Annotated in this window: 28 protein-coding genes; 14 read left to right on the top strand and 14 right to left on the bottom strand. The window is 67.7% G+C overall.

Annotated features, from left to right (window positions below; genetic code table 11):
- The first annotated feature begins 13 nt into the window (after nucleotides 1-13).
- Nucleotides 14-1744, top strand: a complete 1731-nt coding sequence (locus WJ12_RS12140; RefSeq protein WP_059560401.1) for an NAD+ synthase — start codon at nucleotides 14-16, stop codon at nucleotides 1742-1744.
- 83 nt (nucleotides 1745-1827) lie between these two features.
- On the top strand, nucleotides 1828-2166 hold the full coding sequence (locus WJ12_RS12135; protein WP_006398637.1) for a P-II family nitrogen regulator: 339 nt from the start codon (nucleotides 1828-1830) through the stop codon (nucleotides 2164-2166).
- A gap of 170 nt (nucleotides 2167-2336) precedes the next feature.
- Here the strand turns inward: WJ12_RS12135 and WJ12_RS12130 are convergent, their stop codons facing one another.
- Both WJ12_RS12130 and WJ12_RS12125 read right to left on the bottom strand, forming a co-directional pair.
- Nucleotides 2337-3416 carry a porin gene (locus tag WJ12_RS12130; RefSeq protein ID WP_049032448.1) on the bottom strand — a complete coding sequence of 360 codons (1080 nt, stop codon included), beginning with the start codon at nucleotides 3414-3416 and terminating at the stop codon, nucleotides 2337-2339.
- A 544-nt stretch (nucleotides 3417-3960) separates the two neighbouring features.
- On the bottom strand, nucleotides 3961-4887 hold the full coding sequence (locus WJ12_RS12125; protein WP_059560404.1) for a LysR family transcriptional regulator: 927 nt from the start codon (nucleotides 4885-4887) through the stop codon (nucleotides 3961-3963).
- Nucleotides 4888-5020: 133 nt separating this feature from the next.
- Between WJ12_RS12125 and WJ12_RS12120 the strand changes: the two genes are divergently transcribed.
- Nucleotides 5021-5518, top strand: a complete 498-nt coding sequence (locus WJ12_RS12120; RefSeq protein ID WP_059560407.1) for a GNAT family N-acetyltransferase — start codon at nucleotides 5021-5023, stop codon at nucleotides 5516-5518.
- Nucleotides 5519-5572: 54 nt separating this feature from the next.
- On the opposite strand, the gene WJ12_RS12115 is transcribed toward WJ12_RS12120, so the two are convergent.
- From WJ12_RS12115 to WJ12_RS12100, 4 genes are all read right to left on the bottom strand, one after another.
- The gene (locus tag WJ12_RS12115; RefSeq protein ID WP_034186235.1) at nucleotides 5573-6352 is read right to left on the bottom strand and encodes an ABC transporter ATP-binding protein; all 780 of its coding nucleotides are present in this window, start codon (nucleotides 6350-6352) and stop codon (nucleotides 5573-5575) included.
- 18 nt (nucleotides 6353-6370) lie between these two features.
- Nucleotides 6371-7084 (bottom strand): ABC transporter permease, encoded by a 714-nt coding sequence (locus WJ12_RS12110; protein ID WP_034186234.1) that lies wholly within the window; start codon nucleotides 7082-7084, stop codon nucleotides 6371-6373.
- Nucleotides 7081-7770, bottom strand: a complete 690-nt coding sequence (locus tag WJ12_RS12105; RefSeq protein WP_034186233.1) for an ABC transporter permease — start codon at nucleotides 7768-7770, stop codon at nucleotides 7081-7083. Before WJ12_RS12105 ends, WJ12_RS12110 begins: the two co-directional genes overlap by 4 nt.
- Nucleotides 7771-7987: 217 nt before the next feature.
- Nucleotides 7988-8770 (bottom strand): ABC transporter substrate-binding protein, encoded by a 783-nt coding sequence (locus tag WJ12_RS12100; RefSeq protein ID WP_049030099.1) that lies wholly within the window; start codon nucleotides 8768-8770, stop codon nucleotides 7988-7990.
- A 362-nt stretch (nucleotides 8771-9132) separates the two neighbouring features.
- On the opposite strand from WJ12_RS12100, the gene WJ12_RS12095 reads away from it, so the two are divergent.
- Complete coding sequence (locus WJ12_RS12095; RefSeq protein WP_034186232.1) at nucleotides 9133-9831, top strand: pirin family protein; 699 nt, start codon at nucleotides 9133-9135, stop codon at nucleotides 9829-9831.
- 70 nt (nucleotides 9832-9901) lie between these two features.
- Here WJ12_RS12095 and WJ12_RS12090 read toward each other — a convergent pair whose 3' ends face one another.
- Complete coding sequence (locus tag WJ12_RS12090; protein WP_034186231.1) at nucleotides 9902-10453, bottom strand: Spy/CpxP family protein refolding chaperone; 552 nt, start codon at nucleotides 10451-10453, stop codon at nucleotides 9902-9904.
- Nucleotides 10454-10677: 224 nt separating this feature from the next.
- On the opposite strand from WJ12_RS12090, the gene WJ12_RS12085 reads away from it, so the two are divergent.
- The gene (locus WJ12_RS12085) at nucleotides 10678-11403 is read left to right on the top strand and encodes a response regulator (RefSeq protein WP_006493394.1); all 726 of its coding nucleotides are present in this window, start codon (nucleotides 10678-10680) and stop codon (nucleotides 11401-11403) included.
- Nucleotides 11387-12703, top strand: coding sequence for an ATP-binding protein (locus tag WJ12_RS12080; protein WP_049033472.1), 1317 nt, complete (start codon nucleotides 11387-11389; stop codon nucleotides 12701-12703). Before WJ12_RS12085 ends, WJ12_RS12080 begins: the two co-directional genes overlap by 17 nt.
- A 42-nt stretch (nucleotides 12704-12745) precedes the next feature.
- Here WJ12_RS12080 and WJ12_RS12075 read toward each other — a convergent pair whose 3' ends face one another.
- Nucleotides 12746-13012, bottom strand: coding sequence for a double-stranded DNA-specific endonuclease (locus WJ12_RS12075; RefSeq protein ID WP_027786765.1), 267 nt, complete (start codon nucleotides 13010-13012; stop codon nucleotides 12746-12748).
- A 448-nt stretch (nucleotides 13013-13460) separates the two neighbouring features.
- Here WJ12_RS12075 and WJ12_RS12070 point away from each other — a divergent pair, with 448 nt between their 5' ends.
- Entirely contained in the window at nucleotides 13461-15218 is a 1758-nt protein-coding gene (locus WJ12_RS12070; RefSeq protein ID WP_034186229.1) for an ABC transporter permease, read from the top strand.
- Nucleotides 15219-15240: 22 nt separating this feature from the next.
- Nucleotides 15241-16578: an ABC transporter ATP-binding protein gene (locus WJ12_RS12065; protein WP_069245685.1), complete on the top strand. Its 1338-nt coding sequence runs from the start codon at nucleotides 15241-15243 to the stop codon at nucleotides 16576-16578.
- Between the two features lie 66 nt (nucleotides 16579-16644).
- Here the strand turns inward: WJ12_RS12065 and WJ12_RS12060 are convergent, their stop codons facing one another.
- Together WJ12_RS12060 and WJ12_RS12055 are read right to left on the bottom strand one after the other, a co-directional pair.
- Nucleotides 16645-17139 carry a hypothetical protein gene (locus tag WJ12_RS12060; protein ID WP_034190695.1) on the bottom strand — a complete coding sequence of 165 codons (495 nt, stop codon included), beginning with the start codon at nucleotides 17137-17139 and terminating at the stop codon, nucleotides 16645-16647.
- Entirely contained in the window at nucleotides 17136-17687 is a 552-nt protein-coding gene (locus WJ12_RS12055; protein ID WP_034190696.1) for a hypothetical protein, read from the bottom strand. Before WJ12_RS12055 ends, WJ12_RS12060 begins: the two co-directional genes overlap by 4 nt.
- Nucleotides 17688-17973: 286 nt before the next feature.
- On the opposite strand from WJ12_RS12055, the gene WJ12_RS36750 reads away from it, so the two are divergent.
- The 3 genes from WJ12_RS36750 to WJ12_RS12045 all read left to right on the top strand — a co-directional run bounded on the left by WJ12_RS36750 (nucleotide 17974) and on the right by WJ12_RS12045 (nucleotide 20313).
- Nucleotides 17974-18171: a hypothetical protein gene (locus WJ12_RS36750; RefSeq protein WP_080287933.1), complete on the top strand. Its 198-nt coding sequence runs from the start codon at nucleotides 17974-17976 to the stop codon at nucleotides 18169-18171.
- Between the two features lie 137 nt (nucleotides 18172-18308).
- Nucleotides 18309-19730 carry an alpha,alpha-trehalose-phosphate synthase (UDP-forming) gene (gene otsA / locus WJ12_RS12050; RefSeq protein WP_059558202.1) on the top strand — a complete coding sequence of 474 codons (1422 nt, stop codon included), beginning with the start codon at nucleotides 18309-18311 and terminating at the stop codon, nucleotides 19728-19730.
- A complete protein-coding gene (locus WJ12_RS12045; protein ID WP_059558215.1) occupies nucleotides 19723-20313 on the top strand; it encodes an AAA family ATPase in 591 nt (196 codons plus the stop codon). The genes otsA and WJ12_RS12045 overlap by 8 nt, the downstream gene beginning before the upstream one ends.
- 19 nt (nucleotides 20314-20332) lie before the next feature.
- On the opposite strand, the gene WJ12_RS12040 is transcribed toward WJ12_RS12045, so the two are convergent.
- Complete coding sequence (locus WJ12_RS12040; RefSeq protein ID WP_034190698.1) at nucleotides 20333-21700, bottom strand: MFS transporter; 1368 nt, start codon at nucleotides 21698-21700, stop codon at nucleotides 20333-20335.
- A 182-nt stretch (nucleotides 21701-21882) separates the two neighbouring features.
- Nucleotides 21883-22263: a DUF5594 family protein gene (locus WJ12_RS12035; protein WP_034190699.1), complete on the bottom strand. Its 381-nt coding sequence runs from the start codon at nucleotides 22261-22263 to the stop codon at nucleotides 21883-21885.
- A gap of 117 nt (nucleotides 22264-22380) precedes the next feature.
- Here WJ12_RS12035 and WJ12_RS12030 point away from each other — a divergent pair, with 117 nt between their 5' ends.
- Complete coding sequence (locus WJ12_RS12030; protein WP_034190700.1) at nucleotides 22381-22782, top strand: hypothetical protein; 402 nt, start codon at nucleotides 22381-22383, stop codon at nucleotides 22780-22782.
- Nucleotides 22783-22978: 196 nt separating this feature from the next.
- Here the strand turns inward: WJ12_RS12030 and WJ12_RS12025 are convergent, their stop codons facing one another.
- On the bottom strand, nucleotides 22979-23293 hold the full coding sequence (locus tag WJ12_RS12025) for a hypothetical protein (RefSeq protein ID WP_034190701.1): 315 nt from the start codon (nucleotides 23291-23293) through the stop codon (nucleotides 22979-22981).
- 143 nt (nucleotides 23294-23436) lie between these two features.
- On the opposite strand from WJ12_RS12025, the gene eco reads away from it, so the two are divergent.
- Nucleotides 23437-23937, top strand: coding sequence for a serine protease inhibitor ecotin (gene eco / locus WJ12_RS12020; protein ID WP_034190702.1), 501 nt, complete (start codon nucleotides 23437-23439; stop codon nucleotides 23935-23937).
- Between the two features lie 40 nt (nucleotides 23938-23977).
- Here the strand turns inward: eco and WJ12_RS12015 are convergent, their stop codons facing one another.
- Nucleotides 23978-24601, bottom strand: a complete 624-nt coding sequence (locus WJ12_RS12015) for a TetR/AcrR family transcriptional regulator (RefSeq protein WP_034190703.1) — start codon at nucleotides 24599-24601, stop codon at nucleotides 23978-23980.
- A gap of 115 nt (nucleotides 24602-24716) precedes the next feature.
- Between WJ12_RS12015 and WJ12_RS12010 the strand changes: the two genes are divergently transcribed.
- Nucleotides 24717-25457, top strand: coding sequence for an SDR family NAD(P)-dependent oxidoreductase (locus tag WJ12_RS12010; RefSeq protein ID WP_049032606.1), 741 nt, complete (start codon nucleotides 24717-24719; stop codon nucleotides 25455-25457).
- Nucleotides 25458-25459: the final 2 nt, after the last annotated feature.

Below are 25459 nucleotides of genomic sequence, written 5' to 3'. Positions count from 1 at the left end.
GCCCGATCCCGCCATGAAGACCCGACTCGCTCTTGCCCAGATCAACGTCACCGTCGGCGATTTCGCCGGCAACGTCGCGCGGATCGTCGCGGCCGCACGCGCCGCGCACAACGATGGTGCGCAGCTGATGGTCGCGCCCGAACTCGCGCTGTCCGGCTATCCGCCGGAAGACCTGCTGCTGCGGCCCGCGTTCTACGCGGCGGCGGCATCTGCGCTCGCTGCCCTGGCCGACGCGCTGAAGGCGTTCGACGGGCTCGCGGTGCTGGTCGGCCATCCGTTGCGCGGTCCGGGCAGGGGTCCGGGCAGCGGTGCGGGCGCCGATCCGCACGCGCCAGCCGTCGATGGTAATGCAAACCGCCCGATCGAGCGCGGCGTGCCGCCCACCGATACCTTCAACGCGGTATCGCTGATCGTCGGCGGGGCAATCGTCGGCACCTACCGCAAGCAGGATCTGCCGAACGCCGAGGTGTTCGACGAGAAGCGCTACTTCGCGACGGACGCCGAGCCGCTCGTGTTCGAGCTGAACGGCGTGAAATACGGCGTGATCATCTGCGAGGACGCGTGGCATGCGTCGGCCGCGCAGATCGCGAAGGCGGCCGGCGCACAGGTGCTGCTGATCCCGAACGGCTCGCCGTACCACATGAACAAGGAAGCGGTGCGCATCGACATCCTGCGCGCGCGGATCCGCGAGACCGGGCTGCCGATGGTGTACGTGAACCTCGTCGGCGGTCAGGACGAGCTCGTGTTCGACGGCGGCTCGTTCGTGCTCGACGCGCAGGGCGCGCTCGTCGCGAAGATGCCGCAGTTCGACGAAGGCCATGCGATCGTCGAATTCGACGGCGCGCGGCCGTTGCCCGGCACGATCGCGCCCGAGCTGTCGACGGATGCGCAGGTGTACCGCGCGCTCGTGACCGGCGTGCGCGACTACATCGGCAAGAACGGTTTTCCCGGCGTGCTGATCGGGCTGTCGGGCGGCGTCGATTCGGCGCTGGTGCTGGCCGTCGCGTGCGATGCGCTCGGGCCCGGGCGCGTGCGCGCGGTGATGATGCCGTCGCGCTTCACGGCCGACATCTCGACCACCGACGCGGCGGAGATGGCGCGGCGCGTCGGCGTGCGCTACGACGAGATCGCGATCGAGCCGATGTTCGACGCATTCCGCGCGGCGCTTGCCGGCGAGTTCGCGGGCCGCGCGGAAGACGCGACGGAGGAGAACATCCAGGCGCGCATCCGCGGCACGCTGCTGATGGCGCTGTCGAACAAGTTCGGCTCGATCGTGCTGACGACCGGCAACAAGAGCGAGATGGCGGTCGGCTACTGCACGCTGTACGGCGACATGGCCGGCGGTTTCGCGGTGATCAAGGACATCGCGAAGACGCTGGTCTACCGGCTCTGCCGCTATCGCAACGCCACGGCCGACTACGGGCTGCGCGACGTGATTCCCGAGCGGATCCTCACGCGCGCGCCGTCGGCCGAACTGCGCGATAACCAGACCGACCAGGACAGCCTGCCGCCGTACGACGTGCTCGACGCGATCATGCGGATGTACATGGAAGAAGACCGGCCGCTCGCGGAGATCGTCGCGGCGGGTTATGCGCAGGCCGACGTCGAACGCGTGACGCGGCTCATCAAGATCAACGAATACAAGCGCCGCCAGGCGCCGATCGGCATCCGCGTCACGCATCGCGCGTTCGGGCGTGACTGGCGCTACCCGATCACGTCGCGGTTCACCGAACGTCTCGATTGAGCCGTGCTGGGCCGGAGGCGGCCCGCAGGCTTACAATCGGGAACGCGATTTTTCATCCAAACGAGCATTGGGGGACAACCACCATGAAACGCATCACCGCCATCATCAAGCCGTTCAAGCTGGACGAAGTCCGCGAAGCGCTCGCCGAAGTGGGTCTCACGGGCCTGACCGTGACGGAAGTGAAGGGTTTCGGCCGCCAGAAGGGCCATACCGAGCTGTATCGCGGCGCCGAATACGTCGTCGACTTCCTGCCGAAGATGAAGATCGAGGTGGTCGTCGCGGAAGCGCAGGTCGACCAGGTGATCGACGCGGTGATCGGCGCGGCGCGGACCGGCAAGATCGGCGACGGCAAGATCTTCGTGTCGGACGTCGAGCGCGTGATCCGCATCCGCACCGGCGAAGAGAACGAAGCGGCCGTCTGAACGCCGTCGTGCGTCGCCGGGCCTGCGCAAGCCCGTGGTTTGCGGGAGCAGGCGCCAAGCCGGCCCGCCCAAGAAAAAACGGTGCGGATACCCGGTTGGGTACCGCACCGATACGCGCCTCTCGCAGCAGCGTGGAAAGTGTTGTCGAATCGTTCTTTGACGGCGCCTGATCAGAACAGGTGCTGGATACCGGCGTAGACGCCGGTCTGGCTGCCGCCCGGATTCGGGTTGCCCGTCGACACGGCCGTGCCTGCACCGTTCGCGTTCAGGCCGAAGTTCGCGTTCTTGCTGTTGCGCACGGTTGCGACCTGCAGGTCGAACAGCGTGCGCTTCGAGATGTTGTACGAGCCGCCGACCGTGTAGATGTTCGCGTTGCCGCCGCCGTGGTTCGCGTTCACGTGATACACGGCTGCGATCAGCGCCGCTGCCGGCGTTGCCTGCCACGTCACGCCGCCCCAGACCTGCTGGGTACCCGTCACGCCGGCGTTCACTGCCGGGCCGCCGCTGCCGTCCGCGCGCGATGCCTGGTAGGCCGCCTGCACCTTGAACTGGCCGAGGAACACGTTCACGCCCGCGAAGTATTCACGCGAGTAGTTGAACACGTCGGAGAAGCGGCCGTTGCTGTCGCGCGTTTCGTCGTAGATGCCGCGCAACTGGAACAGCGAGTTCGTGTAGGTGACCTGACCGCCCATTGCACGGCCCGGTTGGCCGGCCGTCGTGTTGCCGTTGAAGCTGGTCGAGTTCGAGAACGAGAACTGGCCGTAGAAGTCGAGGCCGTAGAGCGACGGCGACTGGTACGACACGTTGTTGCTGGTCTTGTTCCAGTTGCGGCCGCGCACCAGCGAGGCCGTCGACCAGGCCGACTGGCCGAACGGGTCGAAGTCCCACACGCCGTTGGCGATCGCGAGCTCGCGACCCAGCAGCAGCGTACCGTAGCGGTCGTTCGAGATACCGACGGTCGCGAAACGATCCCAGATCGAGCCGCTGAAGCCGCCCGTCATCGTGTTGAACGCGCCTTCGAGGTGGAACAGGACCTTGTTGCCGCCACCGATGTCCTCGCTACCCTTCAAGCCCCACAGGCTCGTGCCCCAGTCGCCGCTTTCCGCGCGCACTTGGTGGCCGTTTTGCAGGCCGTTCAGGTACTCGATGCCCGCATCCAGGCGGCCATACAGCGTGACGCTGCTCTGCGCGTGCGCCGTCACCACCCCAGCAGCCATCAGCGCGGCCGCGACCAAAGCTTTCTTCATCATCTCCTCCATACCCTGTCAAAAAGTCAACCCAGACTGCACGAGATGCCCGGAGCGCGAGCGCCGGGCAAAAGCGGGATAACCAGGGAGACCTCGTGCAGGGCCGGTAAGCGCGGCACGCGGGCAAGCGGACGGAAAACCGTTGAGCGGTCCCGCGCAGCCGGGTCGGCCTGCGGGGTCTCCTTGTAGTGTCGTGAAGCTAAACTACATTTCACGAACTTCGTTTTGCTACTTTGGTTACTAATTTAGCAAAAATACAATTTTGTGGCGATGGAAATCGTTGTTTGACTAACCGCTGTCGCCAAATTGCCATGCAACACGGTGGGCAACAGGTGCACCGAGGGTTGGCGATTAACGGAAAACCCTTGTCCCGCAAGGGAGACACGAATTTTTTGGATAGGGGTCAAGGATTGCCACTATTGACGTTGCGAATGCGCGGGCGTAAGCGCGAAAGTCGCGAAATTGGTAAGTATTTCGTAATGATTCGGGCGGTTTCGGCGAACGCAGGCCGGCGCCTGAAACGCCCGTCGCACAAGGCGCGCGGAACCTAGCGCGGGCCCGGCCGCGCGTCGAGCAACTGCGCGCGAATCCAGCGGTGCGCATCGGTGCGCGCATGCTTCGCGTGCGAGTAGACCTTCACCGTGTAGCGCGGGATTTCGAACGGCGCGGGAAAGATGCGGATCGGCGCCGCGTGCCGCAGCGCCTGCGCGGCGCGGTTCGGCACGGTCATCAGCAATTCGGATTCCGCGATCACGAACGGCGCGGCCAGCACGGTCGGCAACTGCACGGCGACGTGCCGCGCGAGGCCGAGCCGGTCGAGCACGTAGTCGACGACGCCGCGCGATTCGTTCCACGGCGTGACGACCACGTGGCGGGCGGCCAGGTACCGGTCGAGCGTCAGCCGCCGGCGGATCGCCGGATGCGCGGCGCTGGCGATCACGACGTAGTCGTCGGAGAACCAGTCGAAATCCTCGATGCCCGGCGCATCGGCCGCCGATTCCTCGTGATAGCCGAGCGCGAAGTCGATGCGGCCGGCCGCAAGCTCGTCGACGGAGATCTTCCGGTCGGAATGCACGACGCGGATCCGCAGGTGCGGCGCGACGTGCTGGATCCGCGCGAGGAACGCCGGCAGCACCGCGAAGGCCGTGTAGTCGGTCGCGGCGAACACGAACGTGCGGTCGCTTTGCGCGGGATCGAAGCGGCGCGCGCGGGCGAGACCCTTCGACATCGTGTCGAGCGCGTCGCCGGCCCACGTGGAGATGTCGTCGGCGCGCACGGTCGGCTGCATCTCGTTGCCGAGGCGCACGAACAGCGCATCGCCGATCGCGTCGCGCAGCCGCGCGAGCGCGTGGCTCAACGCGGACGGGCTCAACGCGAGCTCGTGCGCGGCCGCCGCGACCGACCGGTGGCGGTACAGCGCGTCGAACACGAGCAGCAGGTTCAGGTCGAGACGGCGCAGGTCGGGATGCATCATGTTCAGGTCTGGATGAAGAAACTGCACTTCCTGCAGTCGTTGCGCGAACGTAGCATGACGGTTCGATCGGCGCCAGCGCGCGTGCGCGGCGCTGCTTTCTGTTTCAGAACCGGGCCGGAGGAGGGCTCAACCCGTGCAAATCGATATCCGTTGCGCCACCGTCGCCGACGTGCCGCTGATCCTGCGCTTCATCACCGAGCTGGCCGTCTACGAGAAGGCGGAGCACGAAGTGATCGCGACGCCCGCGTCCCTCGAACGCAGCCTGTTCGGCGATGGGTCGCCCGCGCGCGCGCTGATCTGCGAGGTCGACGGCGAGCCGGCCGGCTTCGCCGTGTATTTCTTCTCGTATTCGACGTGGCTCGCGCGGCAGGGCCTGTATCTGGAGGATCTGTACGTGTCGCCGCGTTTTCGCGGGGCGGGCGCCGGGCTGCGGCTGCTGAAGACGCTTGCACGGATCGCGGTCGAGTCGGGCTGCGGGCGGTTCGAATGGAGCGTGCTCGACTGGAACGAGCCGGCGATCCGCTTCTACGAGAGCGTCGGCGCGGCGCCGCAGAGCGAATGGGTGCGATACCGGCTGGCGGGCGACGCGCTGCGCGCGTTCGCCGACGGCGCGCCGGTGAGCGCCGCGTAAACGCAAAACGGGCGCCGCGGGGCGCCCGTTCGACCGTCGTGCGTTTCGTGCGTGTTACTTGAGGCTGCCCGACAGGAACCCGCGCAGGCGTTCGCTCTTCGGATTGGCAAATACCTCGGCCGGCACGCCTTCTTCCTCGACGCGGCCCTGGTGCAGGAACATCACGTGATTCGACACGTTGCGCGCGAAGCCCATCTCGTGCGTGACGACGATCATCGTGCGGCCTTCCTCGGCCAGCTTCTGCATCACCTTCAGCACTTCGCCCACCAGCTCCGGGTCGAGCGCCGACGTCGGCTCGTCGAACAGCATCACGTCCGGATGCATCGCGAGCGCACGTGCGATCGCGACGCGCTGCTGCTGGCCGCCGGACAAATGCGACGGGTACTGCTTCTCGACGCGCGGCGCGAGGCCGACTTTCTCGAGATACTCGCGCGCGCGGTCCTCGGCTTCCTTCTTCGGGATGCCGAGCACGTTCACGGGCGCTTCCATCACGTTCTCGATCACGTTCATGTGCGACCAGAGATTGAAGTGCTGGAACACCATCGACAGCTTGGTGCGCACGCGCTGCAGCTGTTTCGTATCGGCCGCGCGCAGCGCGCCCGTCTTGTCGAGCGCGGTGCGCACTTCCTCGCCGTCGACGAAGATGCGGCCCGCATTCGGCTGCTCGAGGAAGTTGATACAGCGCAGCATCGTGCTCTTGCCGGAGCCGGACGAGCCGATCACGCTGATCACGTCGCCCGAGTTCGCCCTCAGCGACACGCCCTTGAGCACTTCGTTGTCGCCGTAGCGCTTGTGCAGATCGTCGACGAAAAGCTTCTGAGTCTGGGAGTTCATCAATAGTCCTGCGAAAACTTACTTGCCTTGCGGGCGCAGATACGCGAGCCAGCGACGCTCGGCCTGGCGGAACAGCCACACGAGCGTGAACGAGATCGCGAGGTAGAGCAGGGCGGCAATGCCGAACGCATGGAACGACATGTAGGTCGCCGAGTTGACGTCGCGCGCGATCTTGAGGATGTCCGGCACGGTCGCGGTGAACGCGACGGTGGTCGCATGCAGCATCAGGATCACTTCGTTGCTGTACAGCGGCAGCGCGCGGCGCAGCGCCGACGGCAGGATCACGCGGCGATACATCGTGAACGGGGACATCCCGTACGCGCGCGCGGCTTCGATCTCGCCATACGACGTCGCCTTGATCGCGCCGGCGAAGATCTCGGTGGTGTATGCGCAGGTGTTCAGCGTGAACGCGAGCAGCGTGCAGTGCATCCCGTCGCGGAAGAATGCATCGAGCACCGGCGTGCCGCGCACGGCCTGCAGGCTGTAGAGGCCCGTGTAGCAGAGCAGCAGCTGCACGTAGAGCGGCGTGCCGCGGAACACGTACGTGTACAGCCACACGGCGCTCGACAGCCACTTCTTCTTCGACACGCGCGCCACGGCGAGCGGTATCGACAGGCAGAAGCCGAGGCCGATCGACACGACGAGCAGCCACAGCGTGATCGCGACACCGGTGATGCGATAGCCGTCGGTGTAGAGATAGTTGCGCCAGTATTCTTGGATGAGTTCGATCATAGGTCAGCCTTGCGGACACCGGTCGAGTAGCGCTTTTCGAGCCACATCAGCACGAAGTTCGAGATCGTCGTGATGGCGAGGTAGACCGCGCCCGCGATCAGCGTGAAGAAGAAGAACCGCAGCGTGCCCTTGCCGGCGTCCTGCGAGGCCTTCACGACGTCGGCGAGGCCGATGATCGACACCAGCGCGGTCGACTTCACGAGCACCTGCCAGTTGTTGCCGATGCCCGGCAGCGCGAAGCGCATCATCTGCGGGAACATGATTCGCGTGAACACCTGCCAGTTCGTCATCCCGTATGCGCTGCCGGCCTCGAGCTGGCCGCGCGGCACCGACAGGAACGCACCGCGGAAGGTCTCGGTGAAGTACGCGCCGTAGATGAAGCCGAGCACGAGCACGCCGGCGAGGAACGGGTCGATGTCGATCTGGTCCCAGCCGAGCGCGTCGGTCGCCATGTTCAGCCAGATCTGCAGGCTGTAGAACAGCAGCAGCATCAGCACGAGGTCGGGTACGCCGCGGATCAGCGTCGTGTAGACGGTGCCGATGCCGTTCGTCACGCGGTTGCGCGACAGCTTCGCGCCTGCGCCGAGCAGCCCCAGCAGGAACGACAGCGCGAGCGAAAGCACCGCCAGTTTGACGGTTTGCCAGGTGCCAGCGAGGATCAGCGGGCCGTAACCTTGTAGAAACATATGTGGTCCTTGACGGCGCACGCGGTGCGCCGCGAAAGACGCGCCCGCCAAGCTGCGCGGAACGCCCCGTGCGTATCATGACCGTCCGCCCCGGCAACGGTGCCGGGCGAGCCCGTCGCGCGAGCGGCGGGCAAGGGGGCGGGCGGCGCGTGGTTGACTGCCTTTACTGCGTGGACACGGGGCCGCCCCCGCATCCGTTGCTTCTTCTTGTCGGCGCTTAGCGGGCCGGCGCCGAATAGACGCTGAACGAGAAGTACTTGTGCGACAGCCGGTCGTACGTGCCGTCCTTGTGCATGTCGGCCAGCGCCTGGTTGATCTTGAGCTTCAGGTCCGTATCGTCCTTGCGCAGGCCGATCGCGGTGCCGTCGCCGATCGTCTTCGGATCCTTCACTTCCGGCCCGGCGAACGCGAAGCCCTTGCCGCGCGGCGTGCGCAGGAAGCCGTAGTCGGCCTGCAGCTCGTCCTGCAGCGTCGCGTCGAGGCGGCCCGAGCCGAGATCGGTGTAGACCTGGTCCTGGTTCTGGTAAGGAACGATCGTCACGCCCTGCGGTTCCCAGTACGTCTTCGCGTAGGTTTCCTGCGTCGAACCCTGCTCGACGCCGACACGCTTGCCCTTCAGCGACGCGACCGTCGGCAGCAGGGGCGAGCCGGTCTTCGCGATCATCCGGGCCGGCGCGTCATACACCTTGTCGGAGAAGTCGATCTGCTCGCGGCGCTTGTCCGTGACGGTCAGCGACGACACGATGACGTCGTACTTCTTCGCCTTCAGCGCCGGGATGATCCCGTCGAGATCCTGCGCCACCCACACGCATTTCACGTTGATCCGCTTGCAGATTTCCTTGGTGAGATCGACGTCGAAACCGACGATCTCGCCGCTCGGCGCGGTCGACTCGAACGGCGGGTAGCTGGCATCGACGCCGATCCGCACGGTCTTCCACTCCTTCGCGAAGGCGCTGCCCGCCACGAGGGCGAGGGCGGCGCACAGGGCGGCCTTCTTCATTTCCATCCTTCTGTTGCTGACTTTCCGGGGGCGCTCGCGGCCGGCGGGACCGGGCGCCGCGGCGTATTCTAGACGGCCAAAATTCGCCGGACGGCGCTCTGGCGATGGCGCCGCCGGAACGGCGAACGCCAAAAGGGCGGTATTTTACCCGAACGCGATTCCCGGAAAACGGCAATCCGGCGCGACCGATCGATTCTTCGAATCGGCTGTTGCGACAATCGTGGTATTGGCAACGAATATTTTGGCGATTGGTTGCGCTAGCGCAACAATGCTGTGCATTGGCGGCGGATTGTGGCGCGTTCGGTGTCCCCCTACAGTGGCGGTAAACCCGAACAAGTATCTGCCCCCGGAGTGCCCGCGCCATGTTCCAGATCCGCCGCGCCGAAGACCGTTGCCACACGCGCCAAGGCTGGCTCGAATCGAGTCACAGCTTTTCGTCGGCCGGCCGCGCCGCGAACGCGCATCCGCCGGTCGGCGCGCTGCACGTGCTGAGCGAGGACCTGATCGCGCCGACGCGCGGGTTCGGGATGCAGCCGCGTCGCGACGTGGAGATCGTGACCTACGTGCTGGACGGCACGCTCGCGCACCGCGACAGCCTCGGCTGCGGCGCGATCGTCCGCGCCGGCGGCGTCCAGCGGGTGAGTGCCGGGACGGGGCTCGTGCACAGCGAAACCAACGCGTCGCGCGACCGTCCGCTGCATCTGCTGCAGATCTGGCTGCAGCCGGCCGAGCGGGGCGGGCGGCCCGGTTACGAGGAGCGGCATTTCGCCGCCGCCGAGAAACGCGGCCGGCTGCGGCTCGTCGCGGCGCCCGGCGGCGGCGACGGCGCGCTGTCGATGGGGGCGGATGCCCGCATCTTCGCGGGGCTGATCGACGGCGACGAGGGGGTGACCTTCGAGGTCCGCGCGGGGCGCAGCACCTACGTGCACGTGGCGCGCGGCGACATCGAGGTCAACGGCCGCGCGCTGGCCGCCGGCGACGGCGCGCGGATCGGCGGCGTGGACGCGGTGGCGTTCGCGCGCGGCCGGGCGGCCGAAGTACTGCTGTTCGACGTCGCCTGAAACGAAAAAAGGGGACGCGGGCCGGTGCCCGCGTCCCCGTCGGCGCCGCTCCGGGAAGCGGCCCGCCGGCTTACTGCGCCGGCGCCGATGCGCCCTTGGCGGCGCGATGCTGCTCCCAGCGCTCCTTCATCTTCTCGTGACGCTGTTCCATCTTCGCGTACTGCTGCTTGAGCGCCGTGCTGACCGTCGTCTTCTGCTGGTCGTTCAGCCCGTTGTAGAACGTGAGCCACGCAGCCGACGTCTGCTCGCGCAGTTGCGCGTTCTGCGCTTCGGCCTGCTGGCGTGCCGAATGCATCGCGCTCAGGTCGAGGATCGGCTGGTTCTGCTGCGCCTTGAACTGCTCGCGCACCTGCTCGTGGTTCTTGCGCATCGCGTCATGGTTCTGCTTCATCGTGTTGACGGCCGCCTGCCATTGCTGTTCCTGCGACGCGTTGAGCTTCAGCTGGTCGTGCAGTTTCATGATCGCGCCGAACGGGCCGCCTTCGTGCCCGCCGTGCATCTGGTGCATGCCGGGGCCGCCCGGAGGCGGCATGTCGTTGGGCTGCGCGGCATGCGCGGTGCCGAAGGCGAGAGCGAGCACGGCGGCGGCCGCGATGGCCACGCGGGAAGTCTTCTTATACATTTCAGAAACTCCTTGTATCCAAAGGGTCCGGCGATGCGGTGCCGGAAAAGCCGGGTACCGCATCCGGTAAGACGCAGGTTAGCGATGCAGGCTCCGGCCGGTGTTACGTGGGGCGGCGGCCCGGTTACCGTGCATTACAGTTCCCTTGCGCGGTAACCCGCAGTAACCCTTTCGTCCCTTTGTTTCGTTCTTCGACTCCGCCCTCGCGCGGTAAACTTCGAGCCATGACTACCCAGATCCTCATCGTCGACGACGACCAAGAACTCCGAGACCTGCTGCGCGACTATCTCGTGCGCCAGGGGATGGAAGTGTCCGTGCTGCACGACGCGGCGACGCTCGAGAAGCGCCTCGAGCGCGAGCGGCCCGACCTGATCGTGCTGGACCTGATGATGCCGGGCGTGGACGGCCTGACCGCGCTGCGCCAGTTGCGCGCGGCCGGCGACGACATCCCCGTGATCATGCTGACCGCGCGGGCGGACGACGTCGATCGCATCGTCGGGCTCGAACTCGGCGCGGACGACTACCTCGGCAAGCCGTTCAACCCGCGCGAGCTGCTCGCGCGCGTGCAGGCCGTGCTGCGCCGCCGCCGCGCGACGCCGTCGGCGGCGGCGCCCGAACAGCGCGAGCCGTTCGCGTTCGGCCGTTTCCTGCTCGACTTCCAGGCGCGCACGCTGTCGGTCGACGGCAAGCCGGCCACGCTGTCGAGCAGCGAATTCGCGCTGCTGAAGATCTTCGTGAACCATGCGCTGCGCACGCTCACGCGCGAGCGGCTGCTCGAGCTGCTGCACGGGCCCGAGTACGACGGTACCGACCGCGGCATCGACGTCCAGGTGTGGCGCCTGCGCCGCATCCTAGAAACGGATCCGTCGACGCCGCGCTTCATCCAGACGGTGCGCGGGCGCGGCTACGTGTTCGTGCCCGACGGCGAGGCTCATGCGCAAACCCATTGATTCACTGTTCGGGCGGCTGGCGCTGCTCGTCATCGGTGTCCTGCTCCTGTCGCACTTCGCGTGGTTCTTCGCGATGCGGCTCGAGCGCAACCAGATGCAGACGCGTTATGCGGTCGAGGAAGCCGCGTTCCTTGTCGACGCCGTGCGCCAGCACGTCGAGCGCACGCCCGACCAGCCGCTGCCGTCGCGCGTGCGGCTGGTGCCGCCGGACAGCGCCGACGTGCCGAAGGGCGGCGATTCGGCGTTGCCGCCGCCGCTCAAGCGGTTCCGCGACGACGTGAGCGAGCGCATGCCGCCCGGCACGCAGGTCGAGATCGGCACGCCGGGCCATCCGCCCGTGCTGTGGGTGAAGGAGCCGGCCGATCGCAACTGGATCGTGGTGCCCGTGCAGCCGCTGCGGCCGCCGCGCTCGCTCGACCGGATGCTGCTGTGGCTCGGCACGATCTTCTCGGCCGGCGTGATCGCCGCGTTGTTCGCGGCCTGGCAGCTGCAGCAGCCGCTGCGCTCGCTCGCGCGCGCGGTCGGGCGTTTCGGCCGCGGGCAGCCGGTGCCGCCGCTGCGCGAGCGCGGCCCGCGCGAGCTGCGCCAGCTCACGCACGGCTTCAACCAGATGGTGGAGCAGGTGTCGCAGGCCGAGAACGATCGCGCGGTGATGCTGGCGGGCGTCGCGCACGACCTGCGCACGCCGCTGGCGCGAATGCGCCTGCGGGCGGAAATGATGGACGACGCGCGGTTGCGCGACGGCGTCGTGCGCGATGTCGACTCGATGTCGCACATCGTCGACCAGTTCCTGGTGTTCGCGCACGGCGGGTCCGACCGCAGCGAACCGGTGCCGGTCGACCAGGCATGCGAGCGGATCGCGCGCAGCTATCGCGCGGTCGCGCCGAATGCGCCGACGGTCCAGACCCGGCTCGATGCCGATCCGGGTTTCCGGCTGCCGACGGCCACGCTCGACCGGATCCTGTCGAACCTGCTGGACAACGCGCATGCGTATGGCGCACCGCCGGTGCTTGTCGAAACGGCGCGCACGCCGGCCGGCTATGTGTTGTCGGTCAGCGACAGCGGTGGCGGGATTGCGCCGCGCGATCTGGCGGCCGCGACGCGGCCGTTCGTGCGGCTCGACCCCGCGCGCGGCGGGAACGGCCACAGCGGGCTCGGGCTTGCGATCGTCGAGCGGCTGGTGCTCAGGCTGGGCGGGGCGTGCGACATCGGCAACCGCCCCGAGGGCGGTCTGCGCGTCGCGATGACGTTCCCGTTCGAGGCCGTGCCGAAGGACGAACCCCACGCACAGGCCGCGTAGGCGGCTGCGGCGCCTGCCCGGCCGGGCGGGCGCCGCGCGGCGTCATTCGCCGAACAGCGTGCCCAGCGTCTCGGCCGCGTTGCTGTCGATCGTGTTGTAGGTCACGCTGGTGGCCTCGAAGATGTAGACGGTCGTATACCGGCCGAGGCGCTCCAGGATTTCCTCCTGCAGCGATTCCGGCACGACGTTCATATTCAGGTACCATGCGGTCGACGACAGCCGCGTCTGGAACGACCCGTACTCCTGCATCAGTTCGTAGAACGCGTCGGCATCCTGATCGCGGCAGACGATCACCAAGTTTCCTGCCATTCCCTTTCCTCCCGCTCGTCGGTCGATCCCCAAGGGGGCTAGCCCCGATCATACCCGCTTCACCGTATTCGGCCCCTGATGTCCGACACGGTTTGCGCCCGTGTGGGGCTGGCGGGTTCCCGGCCGGGCCGGATCACGGCATAATTCGGGCCTGCTGCCGGCCGAAGGACTCAGGCCGGGCTGCTCCGTACCGCGCACCGGCCGTCCGCCCGCGCGTCGGGCACGATCGGTGCACCGACCCCGGACGGTTGAACCTGAAATACAGGTTGGTGTAGTGTCGTGCCGTCGCGGGCCGACTCGCCCCCGGGAGCGCGGGCGCAGCGTGCACGCACGGCGCATCGCGCGTGCGCGAGATCGTCAGTCAATCGAGAATTACCGCGCCCGTGCGCTTTGCCATGAATCAACATCGACTGCCGGCTTCGTTCGGCCTTACCGGGGAGGGCGCCTGATGAATGTCGGATTCTTCAATCCGAACCGGACCGCCAACGCGTCCGCGTGGCGCGTTCTGCCGAACCGTTGGGACTTCATCGCGTTTCCGCTGATCATCTGCCTGATCGCGATGGCGGTCGTCGGTTTCCACGAAACGATGGCGCCGATCGGTACGCTGCAGACGCAGAAGATCTCGCTCGACCCGTCGAACCTGCCCGAATACGCGTTGCGCACCACGCTGCGGATGCTCGCGGCGATGGTCGCGTCGCTCGCGTTCACGCTCGTCTACGGCACGCTCGCGGCCAAGAGCCGTCGCGCGGGCATGGTGCTGATCCCGATCCTCGACATCCTGCAGTCGGTGCCGGTGCTCGGCTTCATCTCGTTTACCGTCACGTTCTTCCTCGCGCTGTTCCCGAGCCGCGTGCTCGGCGCCGAGCTCGCGGCGATCTTCGCGATCTTCACGAGCCAGGCGTGGAACATGACGTTCAGCTTCTACCAGTCGCTGCGCACGGTGCCGCGCGATCTGGACGAAGTGTCGCGCGGTTTCCACCTGACGTCGTGGCAGCGCTTCTGGAAGCTCGAAGTGCCGTTCTCGATGCCGGGCCTGATCTGGAACATGATGATGTCGATGTCGGGCGGCTGGTTCTTCGTCGTCGCGTCGGAGGCGATCACCGTCGGCAACCAGACGATCACGCTGCCCGGCATCGGCGCGTATCTCGCGCAGGCGATCTCGGACAAGAACTTCGGCGCGATCGGCTGGGTGATCCTTACGATGACGGTCGTGATCCTCGCGTACGACCAGTTCCTGTTCCGTCCGCTCATCGCGTGGGCCGACAAGTTCCGGATGGAGAACACCGCGTCGGGCGATGCGCCGCAATCCTGGCTGCTCGACCTCGTGCGCCGCACGCGCCTGATTCATCAGCTGCTCGTGCCGGCCGGCTGGTTCTTCGCGAAGGCCGCACGGATTCCGCTGCGCCTGCCGCTGTCGGGCGCGATGCGGTTTTCGCTGCCGCGCGTCGAGAAGAAGGCGTCGCGCACCGTCGACATCGCGTGGGCGATCCTCGTGCTGGTCGGCACGGCCTACATCGTGTGGCGCGTCGTGAGCTTCGTCGCGACCGGCGTGACGATGGCCGAGGTCGGCCACGTGATCACGCTCGGGCTCATCACGCTGCTGCGCGTGGTCGTGCTGATCTCGATCGCGTCGGTGATCTGGGTGCCGATCGGCGTATGGATCGGGCTGCGCCCGAAGCTGGCCGAGAAGCTGCAGCCGCTCGCGCAGTTCCTCGCCGCGTTCCCGGCCAACCTGCTGTTCCCGGTGTTCGTGATCGTGATCGCGCGCTTCCACCTGAACGCGGACATCTGGCTGTCGCCGCTGATCGTGCTCGGCACGCAGTGGTATATCCTGTTCAACGTGATCGCCGGTGCCACGTCCTACCCGAACGACTATCGCGAAGCGGCGACGAATTTCCGCATCCGCGGCTGGCAGTGGTGGCGGCAGGCGATCCTGCCCGGCATCTTCCCGTACTACGTGACCGGCGCGATCACCGCGTCGGGCGGCGCATGGAACGCGAGCATCGTGTCGGAAGCCGTGCAGTGGGGCAACACCAAGATCGAGGCGCACGGCCTCGGCGCGTACATCGCGCAGACCACGGCCGCCGGCGATTTCCCGAAGATCATCCTGGGCATCGCCGTGATGTCCCTGTTCGTCACCTTGTTCAACCGCCTGCTGTGGCGGCCGCTGTATGCTTTCGCCGAAGCGAAGCTGCGGCTCGACTGAGATCGATTGAGAGCGAAACGCGATGCACAATCCGAATGCTGTAAACGCCCCCGTCCAGACGTCCCAGCCGCCGCGCCTCGGTGAGGAAATCCTGCGCGTCGATCACGTTTGCCGCGGCTTCAACAAGACGCAGGGCGAATTGCTCGTGCTCGACGATGCGAACCTGTCGCTGCGCGAAGGCGAGATCGTCGGGCTGCTCGGCCGTTCCGGCTCGGGCAAGTCGACGCTGCTGCGCATCATCGCCGGCCTGATCGAACCGACCGGCGGCGAGGTGACCTACCTCGGCAAGCCGCTGACCGGCCCGGCCGAAGGCGTCGCGATGGTGTTCCAGACCTTCGCGCTGTTCCCGTGGCTCACCGTGCTGCAGAACGTGGAAGCCGGCCTCGAGGCGCTCGGCGTCGGCGCGCGCGAGCGGCGCGAGCGCGCGCTGGCCGCGATCGACCTGATCGGTCTGGACGGCTTCGAGAACGCGTACCCGCGCGAGCTGTCGGGCGGCATGCGCCAGCGCGTCGGTTTTGCGCGCGCGCTCGTGGTCGATCCGACGATCCTGCTGATGGACGAGCCGTTCTCGGCGCTCGACGTGCTGACGGCCGAAACGCTGCGTACCGACCTGCTCGATCTGTGGACGCAGGGCCGCATGCCGATCAAGTCGGTGCTGATCGTCACGCACAACATCGAGGAAGCCGTGTTCATGTGCGACCGGATCCTCGTGCTGTCGTCGAACCCGGGCCGCGTGATCGCCGAGATCAAGGTGCCGTTCAAGCATCCGCGCAACCGGCTCGACCCGGCGTTTCGCAAGCTGGTCGACGACATCTACGCGAAGATGACGGCGCGCCAGACCGGCGAGGCGACGAAGAAGGGGCTCGAACTCGGCAGCTGGCTGCCGCAGGTGTCGACCAACCTGATGGCCGGCCTGATCGAGACGCTCGCGATGGCGCCGTACCACGGCCGCGCGGACATGCCGGAAATCGCGCGTACGCTGCATCTGGAAGTCGACGACCTGTTTCCGATCGCCGAAGTGTTGCAGTACCTCGGTTTCGCGGACGTGCGCGAAGGCGATGTGTTCCTGACGCCGCCGGGGCGCGTGTTCGCGGAATTCGGCACGCAGGAGCGCAAGCTGATGTTTGCCGATCACCTGCTGAAGCACGTGCCGCTGGCGGCCCGGATCAAGAAGGTGCTGAACGAGCGCCCGGGCCATCGCGCGCCGCGCGTGCGCTTCGAGCAGGAGCTGGAGGATTCGCTGTCGGACGGCGCGGCCGAGGAAACGCTCGACGCGGTGATCGACTGGGGCCGTTACGGCGAGATCTTCTCGTACAACGACCAGACCGAGATCTTCAGTCTCGAGGACGTCGAGTCCTGATCGACGATGCCGGGCCGTCGGCCCGGCATTCGCAGGCGCCGCGCGTGACGCGGCGCGCATCGTCCGTTACTGCAGGTTCCCCCACCGGTCGACCGCCGGCTCCGCCGACGCCCACTTCCAGTGCGTGCCTTGCTGGCATGCATTCGCGAAATACCAGTCGGCCTTGTCGCCGTCCTTCACCGAGAACGCGAATTCCTTGCAGATCGCGAGCGCCGACGCGTACGCGCGCGTGACGCGCACTTCGCCTTCGCCGTTTTCCAGCGGCAGCGTGTTCTTCACCTTCCACGGCTTCACTTCGCCGACGGCCAGGCCGCCGGCCGTCTTCGCGATCGCGTCCTGCTGGTTCTGATGGAGTTGCTTCATCGTGCGGTTGACGGCCTCGTCGGTCGCGGCCTGCACGGCGATCCCGACGCCGACGCCGACCGCCGGATTCGCGGTGACGAGGCCCGTCGCCGCGCCGGCCAGCGCGCCGCTTGCCGCGCCGACCGAGCCGCAGCCGGACAGCGCGGCGGTTGCCGCGCACAGCGCGCCGATGGCCGCCAGACGGAGGGCGACGCTCATTGCAGCGCGCCCCAGCGCTCGGTCGCCGGCTCGGCGGACGCCCATTTCCATGCGGGGCCGTCGCGGCAGATGGTGGCGACGTAGAACGCCGATTGCGCGGCCTTGTCGGCCTTCGCAGGCGTGTCGACCGCGAACACGATTTCCTTGCAGTCGAGCGGGCCGACGCTGATCATCCGGCTGACCGTCACGCGGCCCTGTTCGTCGTCCTCGATCGGGAACGAGTGGTGCGTCGACCACGGCGCGACGCCGCCCACATCGAGCGGGCCGGCCGCCTTCGCGATCTGTTCCTGGGTGTAACGGTGGGCGACGCGCTGCGAGTACTGGACGCCGGCCCGCGCGCCGGCCACGGCGCCGAGGCCGATACCCGTCGCGACGGCGGCGTTGTTCGTGACCTTGGACGCGATCGCGGCGCCCGCGATACCGGCGCCGGCCGTCGCGCCTTCGCTGTACAGCGAGTTGCAGCCTGACAACAGTGCGGCCGTGGCGATGACGGCCAGCACGATGCGCGCCGGCATGGCCCGACGCGGCGATTCGAAGCGAATGTTCATCCCTGAGTGCAAGTCCTGTCTGGGTGAGCGGCGGCGCATGCACGCCCTGATGCCGCATCATTGTTTCGCAATTGTCATAGGAAAATTGCAAAGCTTTGACAAATCGCCGGCCGGCATGCCGCGCGCACGCGCGGCGCTATTGTCGGATAGATGATTGGCGAGGGGTCGAAACGTTACAAATTGAAGGTAATTGTTACCTTGGCGTGCCGCGAACCGACCTAGACTGTTTCGCTATGGAATGTTTCTCCGACGGCCTCGAGCCGCGCCGCACATGAGACACCCAGCCATGCGCCGTTCAAAACGGTTGTCACACCGGCCGCCCGACGCGGGAGCAGACCGCCCGCGTCCGCGGACCGACGCGCCACCGGCGCCGCCCGCCGGCGCGCCCGACGAGACGCCGTCCGACGGCGATCACAACCAGGGCGGCGCTCGCCCGGAAGGGCTCGACTATCAACGCGACCTCGGTCAGGAGCAGGACGCTTGATGTCGTCGGCGTTGCATTCCACCGCCGTATTTCATTGCATTTCTCGGAACTGAATCGCCGCGCGGCCGCCTTCGGGCCGCCGCGCCCGCTTCGGCGCGCGCCGCGCGCGAGCTTATCGAATCGAGGAGGGAAACCGCATGAGCAGATTGATCGTGGTATCGAACCGTGTCGCCGCCGGCGAGGACACGCGCCCGAGCGCGGGCGGCCTGGCCGTCGGCGTGATGGACGCGCTGAAGGAAAGCGGGGGCGTCTGGTTCGGCTGGAACGGCGAGATCGTCGGCACGCCCGACGCCGAACCCGCGATCCAGCGGGACGGCAACGTCACGTACGCGACGGTCGGCCTGACCCGGCGCGACTACGACCAGTACTACCGCGGTTTCTCGAACGCGACGCTGTGGCCGGTGTTCCACTACCGCGGCGATCTCGCGCGCTTCGATCGTCAGGAGTACGCCGGTTACCTGCGCGTGAACGCGATGCTCGCGAAGCAGCTCGCGGCGCTGCTGCGGCCCGACGACCTGATCTGGGTGCACGACTACCATCTGCTGCCGTTCGCGCATTACCTGCGCGAGCTCGGCGTGAAGAACCCGATCGGCTTCTTCCTGCACATCCCGTTTCCGTCGCCCGACATGCTGCGCCTCGTGCCGCCGCACGAGGAACTCGTGAAGTTCATGTGCGCGTACGACGTCGCGGGCTTCCAGACCGACGCCGACAAGCAGGCGTTCACCGACTACATCGAACGGCGCGGAATCGGCGCGGCCAGCGACGACGGGATGCTGCATGCGCACGGCCGTGTCGTGAAGGTCGCCGCCTATCCGATCGGCGTGCATCCCGACGCGATCGCGCAGGCGGCCGTCCAGTACGGCACGCGCAAGCCGGTGAAGATGCTGCGCGAGGCGCTCGACGGCCGCAAGCTCGTGATGAGCGTCGACCGTCTCGACTACTCGAAGGGGCTCGTGGAACGTTTCCAGTCGTTCGAGCGGATGCTCGCGAACGCGCCGGGCTGGCAGGGGCGCGTGTCGCTGTTGCAGATCGCGCCGCCGACGCGTTCGGACGTGCAGACCTACCAGGACATTCGCGAAACGCTCGAAGGCGAAGCCGGCCGCATCAACGGCCGCTTCTCGCAACTCGACTGGACGCCGATCCAGTACCTGAACCGCAAGTACGAACGCAACCTGTTGATGGCGTTTTTCCGGATGTCGCAGGTCGGCTACGTGACGCCGCTGCGCGACGGGATGAACCTCGTCGCGAAGGAGTACGTCGCGTCGCAGGATCCGGCCGATCCCGGCGTGCTGGTGCTGTCGGAGTTTGCCGGTGCGGCGGCCGAGCTGACCGGTGCGCTGCTCGTCAATCCGTACGACCTGTCGCAGATGGCGGAAGCGCTCGAACGTGCGCTGTCGATGCCGCTCGCGGAACGGCAGGCGCGTCACGAGGAAAACCTCGCGCGGCTCCGTGAAAACGACCTGTCGGTCTGGCGCGACACGTTCGTCGCCGACTTGCGCAGCGTCGCGGCGGCCGCGTCGGTCACGCGGCGTGCGGGCCGGCGCGTCGCGCATGCGTGAGTTCGCCCCGGGCGCGGGTGCCGAGGACGAAGAGACGGACGCCGCCGGCCGTTTCTTCGTCGTGACGGGCGGCCCGGGTTCGGGCAAGAGCACGCTGCTCGATGCGCTGGAGCGCGCCGGCTTTGCGCGCTCGCAGGAAGCCGGGCGCGGCGTGATCCGCGACCAGATGGCGATCGACGGCCTCGCGCTGCCGTGGCGCGACCCGGCGGCGTTCGCCGAGCTGATGCTGAGCTGGGAGATGCGTTCGTACCACCTCGCGCGGCAGGCGCGCGGGCCCGTGTTCTTCGATCGCGGCGTGCCGGACGTGGTCGGCTACCTGCGGCTGACGGGCCTGCCGGTCCCCGCGCACGCGGAAGCGGCGGCCCGCCGTTTTCGCTATCACCGGCGCGTGTTCATCGCGCCGCCGTGGCCCGACATCTATATGCAGGACACCGAGCGCCGGCAGGATTTCGCGGAAGCCGAGCGGACCTACGACGCGATGGTCGAGTGCTACACGTCGTACGGCTACCGGCTGATCGAGTTGCCGCGCGTCGGCGTCAAGGCGCGCGTGCGCTTCGTGATGGACGCGCTCGACGGCGCGTGACGCCCGTCGCGCGGTAGTCTCAGGTCGCCGTGTCCGGCCTTGGCGACGTGATGCGCAGCATGCTCACGACGGCCGCCACCGCCGCGAATGCCGTGGCGACATAGAGCGCGATCGTCGGCCCGCGATCGGGCGACAGCCCGAAAATCAGCGCGACCAGCGCGGCGCCGAGCGTCTGGCCGGTCAGGCGCGCGGTGCTCAGCATGCCGCCCGCGCCGCCGCTGCGCTCGCGTGGCGCGGACGACAGCATCGCGCGGTTGTTCGGCGACTGGAACAGCCCGAAGCCCGCGCCGCACAGCGCCATCCGCCACACGATGTCGACGGTGCCCGGATGCGCGCCGATCGTCGCGAGCGACAGCAGCCCGGCCGCGAACAACGCGAGCCCGATCCCGCCGAGGATGCCGGCCGAATAGCGGTCCGACAGCACGCCCGCGAGCGGCGCGGCGAACACGATCACGAGCGGCCACGGCGTCATGTACAGGCCCGTCTCGACCTGCGAGAAGCCGAGCGAGTTCTGCAGCCAGAACGGCAGCGCGACGAACGCAAGCATCTGCGACGTGAACGATGCCATCGACGTGTAGATCGACAGCGCGAACATCGGGATGCGCATCAGGTCGACGGGCAGCAGCGGCGCCGGCTGCGACAGCTGGCGCTTCACGAAGAAGTAGCCGACGACGAACGCCACCGCCAGCTCGGCCGCGACGTACGCATGGCGTTCGCCGTGGCCGAGCCCGTCGACGGCCGTGATCAGCAGGCCGAACACGCACGCGTTCATCAGCGCGCTCGGGAAATCGTAAGGCGCGTCGTGCAGCGGGTTGGCCGGCAGCGCGCGCAGGCTGCCGAGGACCGCGGCGATGCCGATCGGCACGTTGACCGCGAACAGCCACGGCCACGATGCGAACGACAGGATCGCGGAGGCGACCGTCGGCCCGATCGCCGACGACAGCGCGACGACCATCGCATTGATCGACAGCCCGCGCCCGAGCATCGACGACGGGTAGATCATCCGCACGAGCGCCGCGTTGACGCTCATGATGCCGGCCGCGCCGAACCCCTGGATCACGCGCATCACGGCCAGCATCGGCAGCGAGCCGGCCAGCGCGCAGCCGAGCGAGGCCGCGGTGAACAGCGCGAGCCCGGCGATGTAGATGCGGCGATAGCCGATGCGCTCGCCGAGCGACGCGAGCGGCAGCAGCGTGATCGTGACCGCGAGCTGGTACGCGTTGACGATCCAGATCGATGCGGCGTCGGACGCGTGGAGGTCGCGCGCGATCGTCGGCAGCGCGACGTTCGCGATGGCGCCGTCGAGCACGGCGAGCGTGATGCCCAGGGCGACGCAGACGATCGCCCAGTAGCGTTGCGGAAGCGGCAGGCCGGTATCGGCGTTCATGACGGGAGCGAGAGCTTGGTTGTCCGCGCACCCGGTTGCCGGTTGCGTGCGCAACCATGCGTGAGGGTGGCGGCGATGAACGGCCCGCTCGGTGCGGCGGCACCGGAACGGGGCCGGTCGAGTGTATCACCGGGCCGCATGACGCGACGCCGGCATGCGCGGCCGCGGGCCGGCGCGGGCACTCAGCCTTCGAAGTCGAGGCCGCCGAGCCGCACGAGCGGATCGGCTTGCGTGCGCGACGCGAGATCGATGTCGCGCGCGCCCTGCCACGCGCCCAGCTTTCTCGGCAGCGCGGCCAGGTAGTGCTCGAAGCGCTGCGGGCCGTCCGGCTCCATCAGCCGCTCGATTTCGTCGGTGTCCCAGGTCAGCTCGAGATTCAGCGGATGCTCGAAGCCGCTCACATGCTCGTGCGGCGCGCTGCGGATCTGCACGCGCGTCGGATGCCCGTGGCCGCCGTACGGGACGACGTCGGTCAGTACGTGCTCGGCGAAGAAGGCGGCGATTGCCTGCGCGATGCGCGGCGCGAATTCGGTATCGAAACGGCGGGCGGTTTCGGGCTGCATGAAGGCGTCTCCTGTGTGCCGAAAATCGTAGCACGGCGGCGCGGCGTTCCGGTGGGCCCGATGCCGGTAATCGCGCGTTACCACTTGCTGCATCTATTACGGCCGCGTGCCGCCACAATGCATCGCATCCAGTACCACTTCGCGTGGGAGTCCATCATGAAAAAGATTGCCGCAGTGTGTGTCCTCGCCGGTTCGCTCGCCATCGCGGGCCCGGCGTCCGCGCATGGCCGCGACGGCGGCGCCGTCATCGGCGCATTGATCGGCGGCGCGGTGCTGGGCGCGATCGTGACGTCCGCGATGAATCCGCCCGTCGCGTATCAGGCGCCCGTGTACCAGGCACCGGCCTATCAGCCGCCGACGTACTACCAGGCGCCGGCATACCAGCAGCCGGCGTATCCGACCTATCAGCAGGCGCAGTACCAGGACGACGGCCCGAACTATTGCTACGACCGTTACCAGCGCGCGTATGTGTGCGGTGCGCCGGTGCGGGGCGGCTACGCGCAGCCGGCCGGCTGGTAAGCGGGCGCACGCGACGCGTGAACGGACAGGGCGCCGGCAGGCCGGCACCCGCCGGGGTTCATTCGCGGGACCGGACGACAAAAGGCCCTCGCTTCATGCGAGGGCCTGTGCTTTTGTGCGGCCATCCGTTCGCCTGCGTGACGCGCGACCGGCCACCGGCGGGCCGTGCGCGGATACAAACGGTTGCAATTGCGCGTCAGTGACGATGGCCGCCACCGCCGTCGCCGCGCCCGCCGCCGTCGTTCCAGTCGCCGCGGCGTCCGCCGCGTCCCCAGCCGTTGCCGCGGTTGCCGCGATCGCCGTCCCAGCGGTGGTAGTCGCGGCGGCCGCGATCCCAGTCGCGCCCGCCGCCTCCGCCCCAGATGTTGACCGTGCCGTACACGGGCGACGGCGCGTACGCGTAGCCGGGATCGGAATAATAGGGCTGTCCGTAGCCGTATCCGGCGTCCGGGGCGACGACGCAGCCGGCCAGCAAGGTCGCGACGCCGGCGGCAGCAATGAGCTTCAGCATGATGTTCTCCGTTGATTGCCGTATAAGTACCGCGCACGGGAACCGGCAGCTGTTTGCAATTGTGTCCGCAAATTACAGCTCAGTAAGGTTTTGATGCGAAAGTGTTAGCATCCGGGGCTCTTTTGTTTTTCAGGAGCACATCGATGAAATTCGCGATCCGGGCCGCCCTGGCCGCTATCTGCGTAACGACTGCCGCCGCGTGCGTGGCGAGCCCCGCATCGGCGCCCGCCGTGCCGGCCGAGTCGATCAAGATGTTTCCGCAGGCGGCGGCCGGCCAGCAGCGCGTCGTGATCGGGCTGCCCGCGCTCGAGAACGAAGGCGATGCGCGTGTCGAGCTGATGATCGGCAAGACGCTGCAGACCGACTGCAACCAGCAATGGTTCGGCGGCGAGCTGACCGCCGAGGACGTGAAGGGCTGGGGCTATACGTACTACCAGCTCACCGACGTGAAGGGGCCGGCATCGACGCTGATGGCGTGCCCGGGACAGGCGCCGCAGCAACGGTTCGTGCAGGTGCGCGGCGACGGCCAGCTGCTGCGCTACAACAGCCGCCTGCCGCTCGTCGTCTATGTGCCGGACGGCTTCGAGGTGCGCTATCGCGTGTGGCATGCGTCGAAGGACGTGCAGCAGGCCACGAAGCAGTAAGCCACCCGCCGGCGCGGTTGCGTGCGGCAGTGTCCAGACGCTACGCGCCGCCCGTGCTGCCCGCACCGACGAGCGCGGGCCATGCGCCCAGCGCGGCCTGTGCGATGGCCTCCAGATCGCGGCGGCTCGCGCCGTCGCGCGCCTGGATCGACATGCCCTGTTGAACCGTCACGTAGTAACGGGCGATTGCATCGAGGTTCGCGTGCGCCGAGATCTCGCCCGTCGCGACGCCGTGCCGGAGACGATCCCGCAGCGCCTCGACCGTGCCCTCGCGCATCCCGATCAGCGTTTGCCGGACCGTGTCGGAACGTTCGGCCGGATGCAGCGCCGACAGCACGATCAGGCAGCCGGGCGGCTTCGAGCGCCGGGTGAACACGCGCGCCGTATCCATCAGGTAGTTCCGCACGGCGTCGTGTGCGCTGTCCGCCCGTTCGACGCCACCCCAGATTTCCCGTCCCTCCGTCGCGACGTAGTGCTCGAGCGCCTGCCGGAACAACGCTTCCTTGCTGCCGAACGCCGCATACAGGCTCGGCGACGCGATGCCCATCGCGGCCGTCAGGTCCGTCATCGACGCACCTTCGTAGCCGAGGCGCCAGAACACCTCCATCGCGCGATCCAGCGCCGCTTCCTTGTCGAAGCTTCTCGGTCGGCCCCGTTCAGCCATTGCGTCCATCCCTGCGTCGATTTCTGTATCGATCGATAAAATAAATCAATTGACTGTGCGACGCAACTCGCTACATTCTGTGTCGGTCGTTACATAAATAAGGAAAGGAACCGACATGAACCGACTTCAGGGCAAGCGTGCACTCATCACCGGCGGCAGCCGCGGCATCGGCGCGGCGATCGCGAAACGGCTGGCGGACGAGGGCGCGGACGTCGCGATTACGTACGAGAAATCGGCCGAGCGGGCGCAGGCCGTCGTCGCGGGCATCGAGGCGCAGGGCCGCCGCGCCGTCGCGATCCAGGCCGACAGCGCCGATCCGGTTGCCGTGCGCGACGCGGTCGACCGTGCCGCGGAGGCGCTCGGCGGCCTCGACATCCTCGTCAACAACGCGGGGATTTTCCGGGCCGGCGCGCTGGACGACCTCACGCTCGACGACATCGACGCGACGCTGAACGTGAACGTGCGCGCGGTGATCGTCGCGTCGCAGGCGGCGGCGCGCCATCTCGGGGAGGGCGGGCGCATCGTGTCGACCGGCAGTTGCCTCGCGACGCGCGTGCCCGATGCGGGAATGAGTCTCTATGCGGCGAGCAAGGCCGCGCTGATCGGCTGGACGCAGGGGCTCGCACGCGACCTCGGCTCGCGCGGCATCACGGTCAATATCGTGCATCCGGGTTCGACGGATACCGACATGAATCCGGCCGACGGAGAACACGCCAGTGCGCAGCGTTCGCGCATGGCGATTCCGCAGTACGGCAAGGCCGACGACGTCGCCGCGCTCGTGGCATTCGTCGTCGGACCGGAAGGGCGGTCGATCAACGGCACGGGCCTGACGATCGACGGCGGTGCGAACGCGTAAGG

This window comes from Burkholderia seminalis (assembly GCF_001718535.1).
Taxonomy (GTDB): Bacteria; Pseudomonadota; Gammaproteobacteria; order Burkholderiales; family Burkholderiaceae; genus Burkholderia; species Burkholderia seminalis.
The sequence above is the reverse complement of the archived record's forward strand: the minus strand, read 5'-3'. Positions and strand labels throughout refer to the sequence as shown.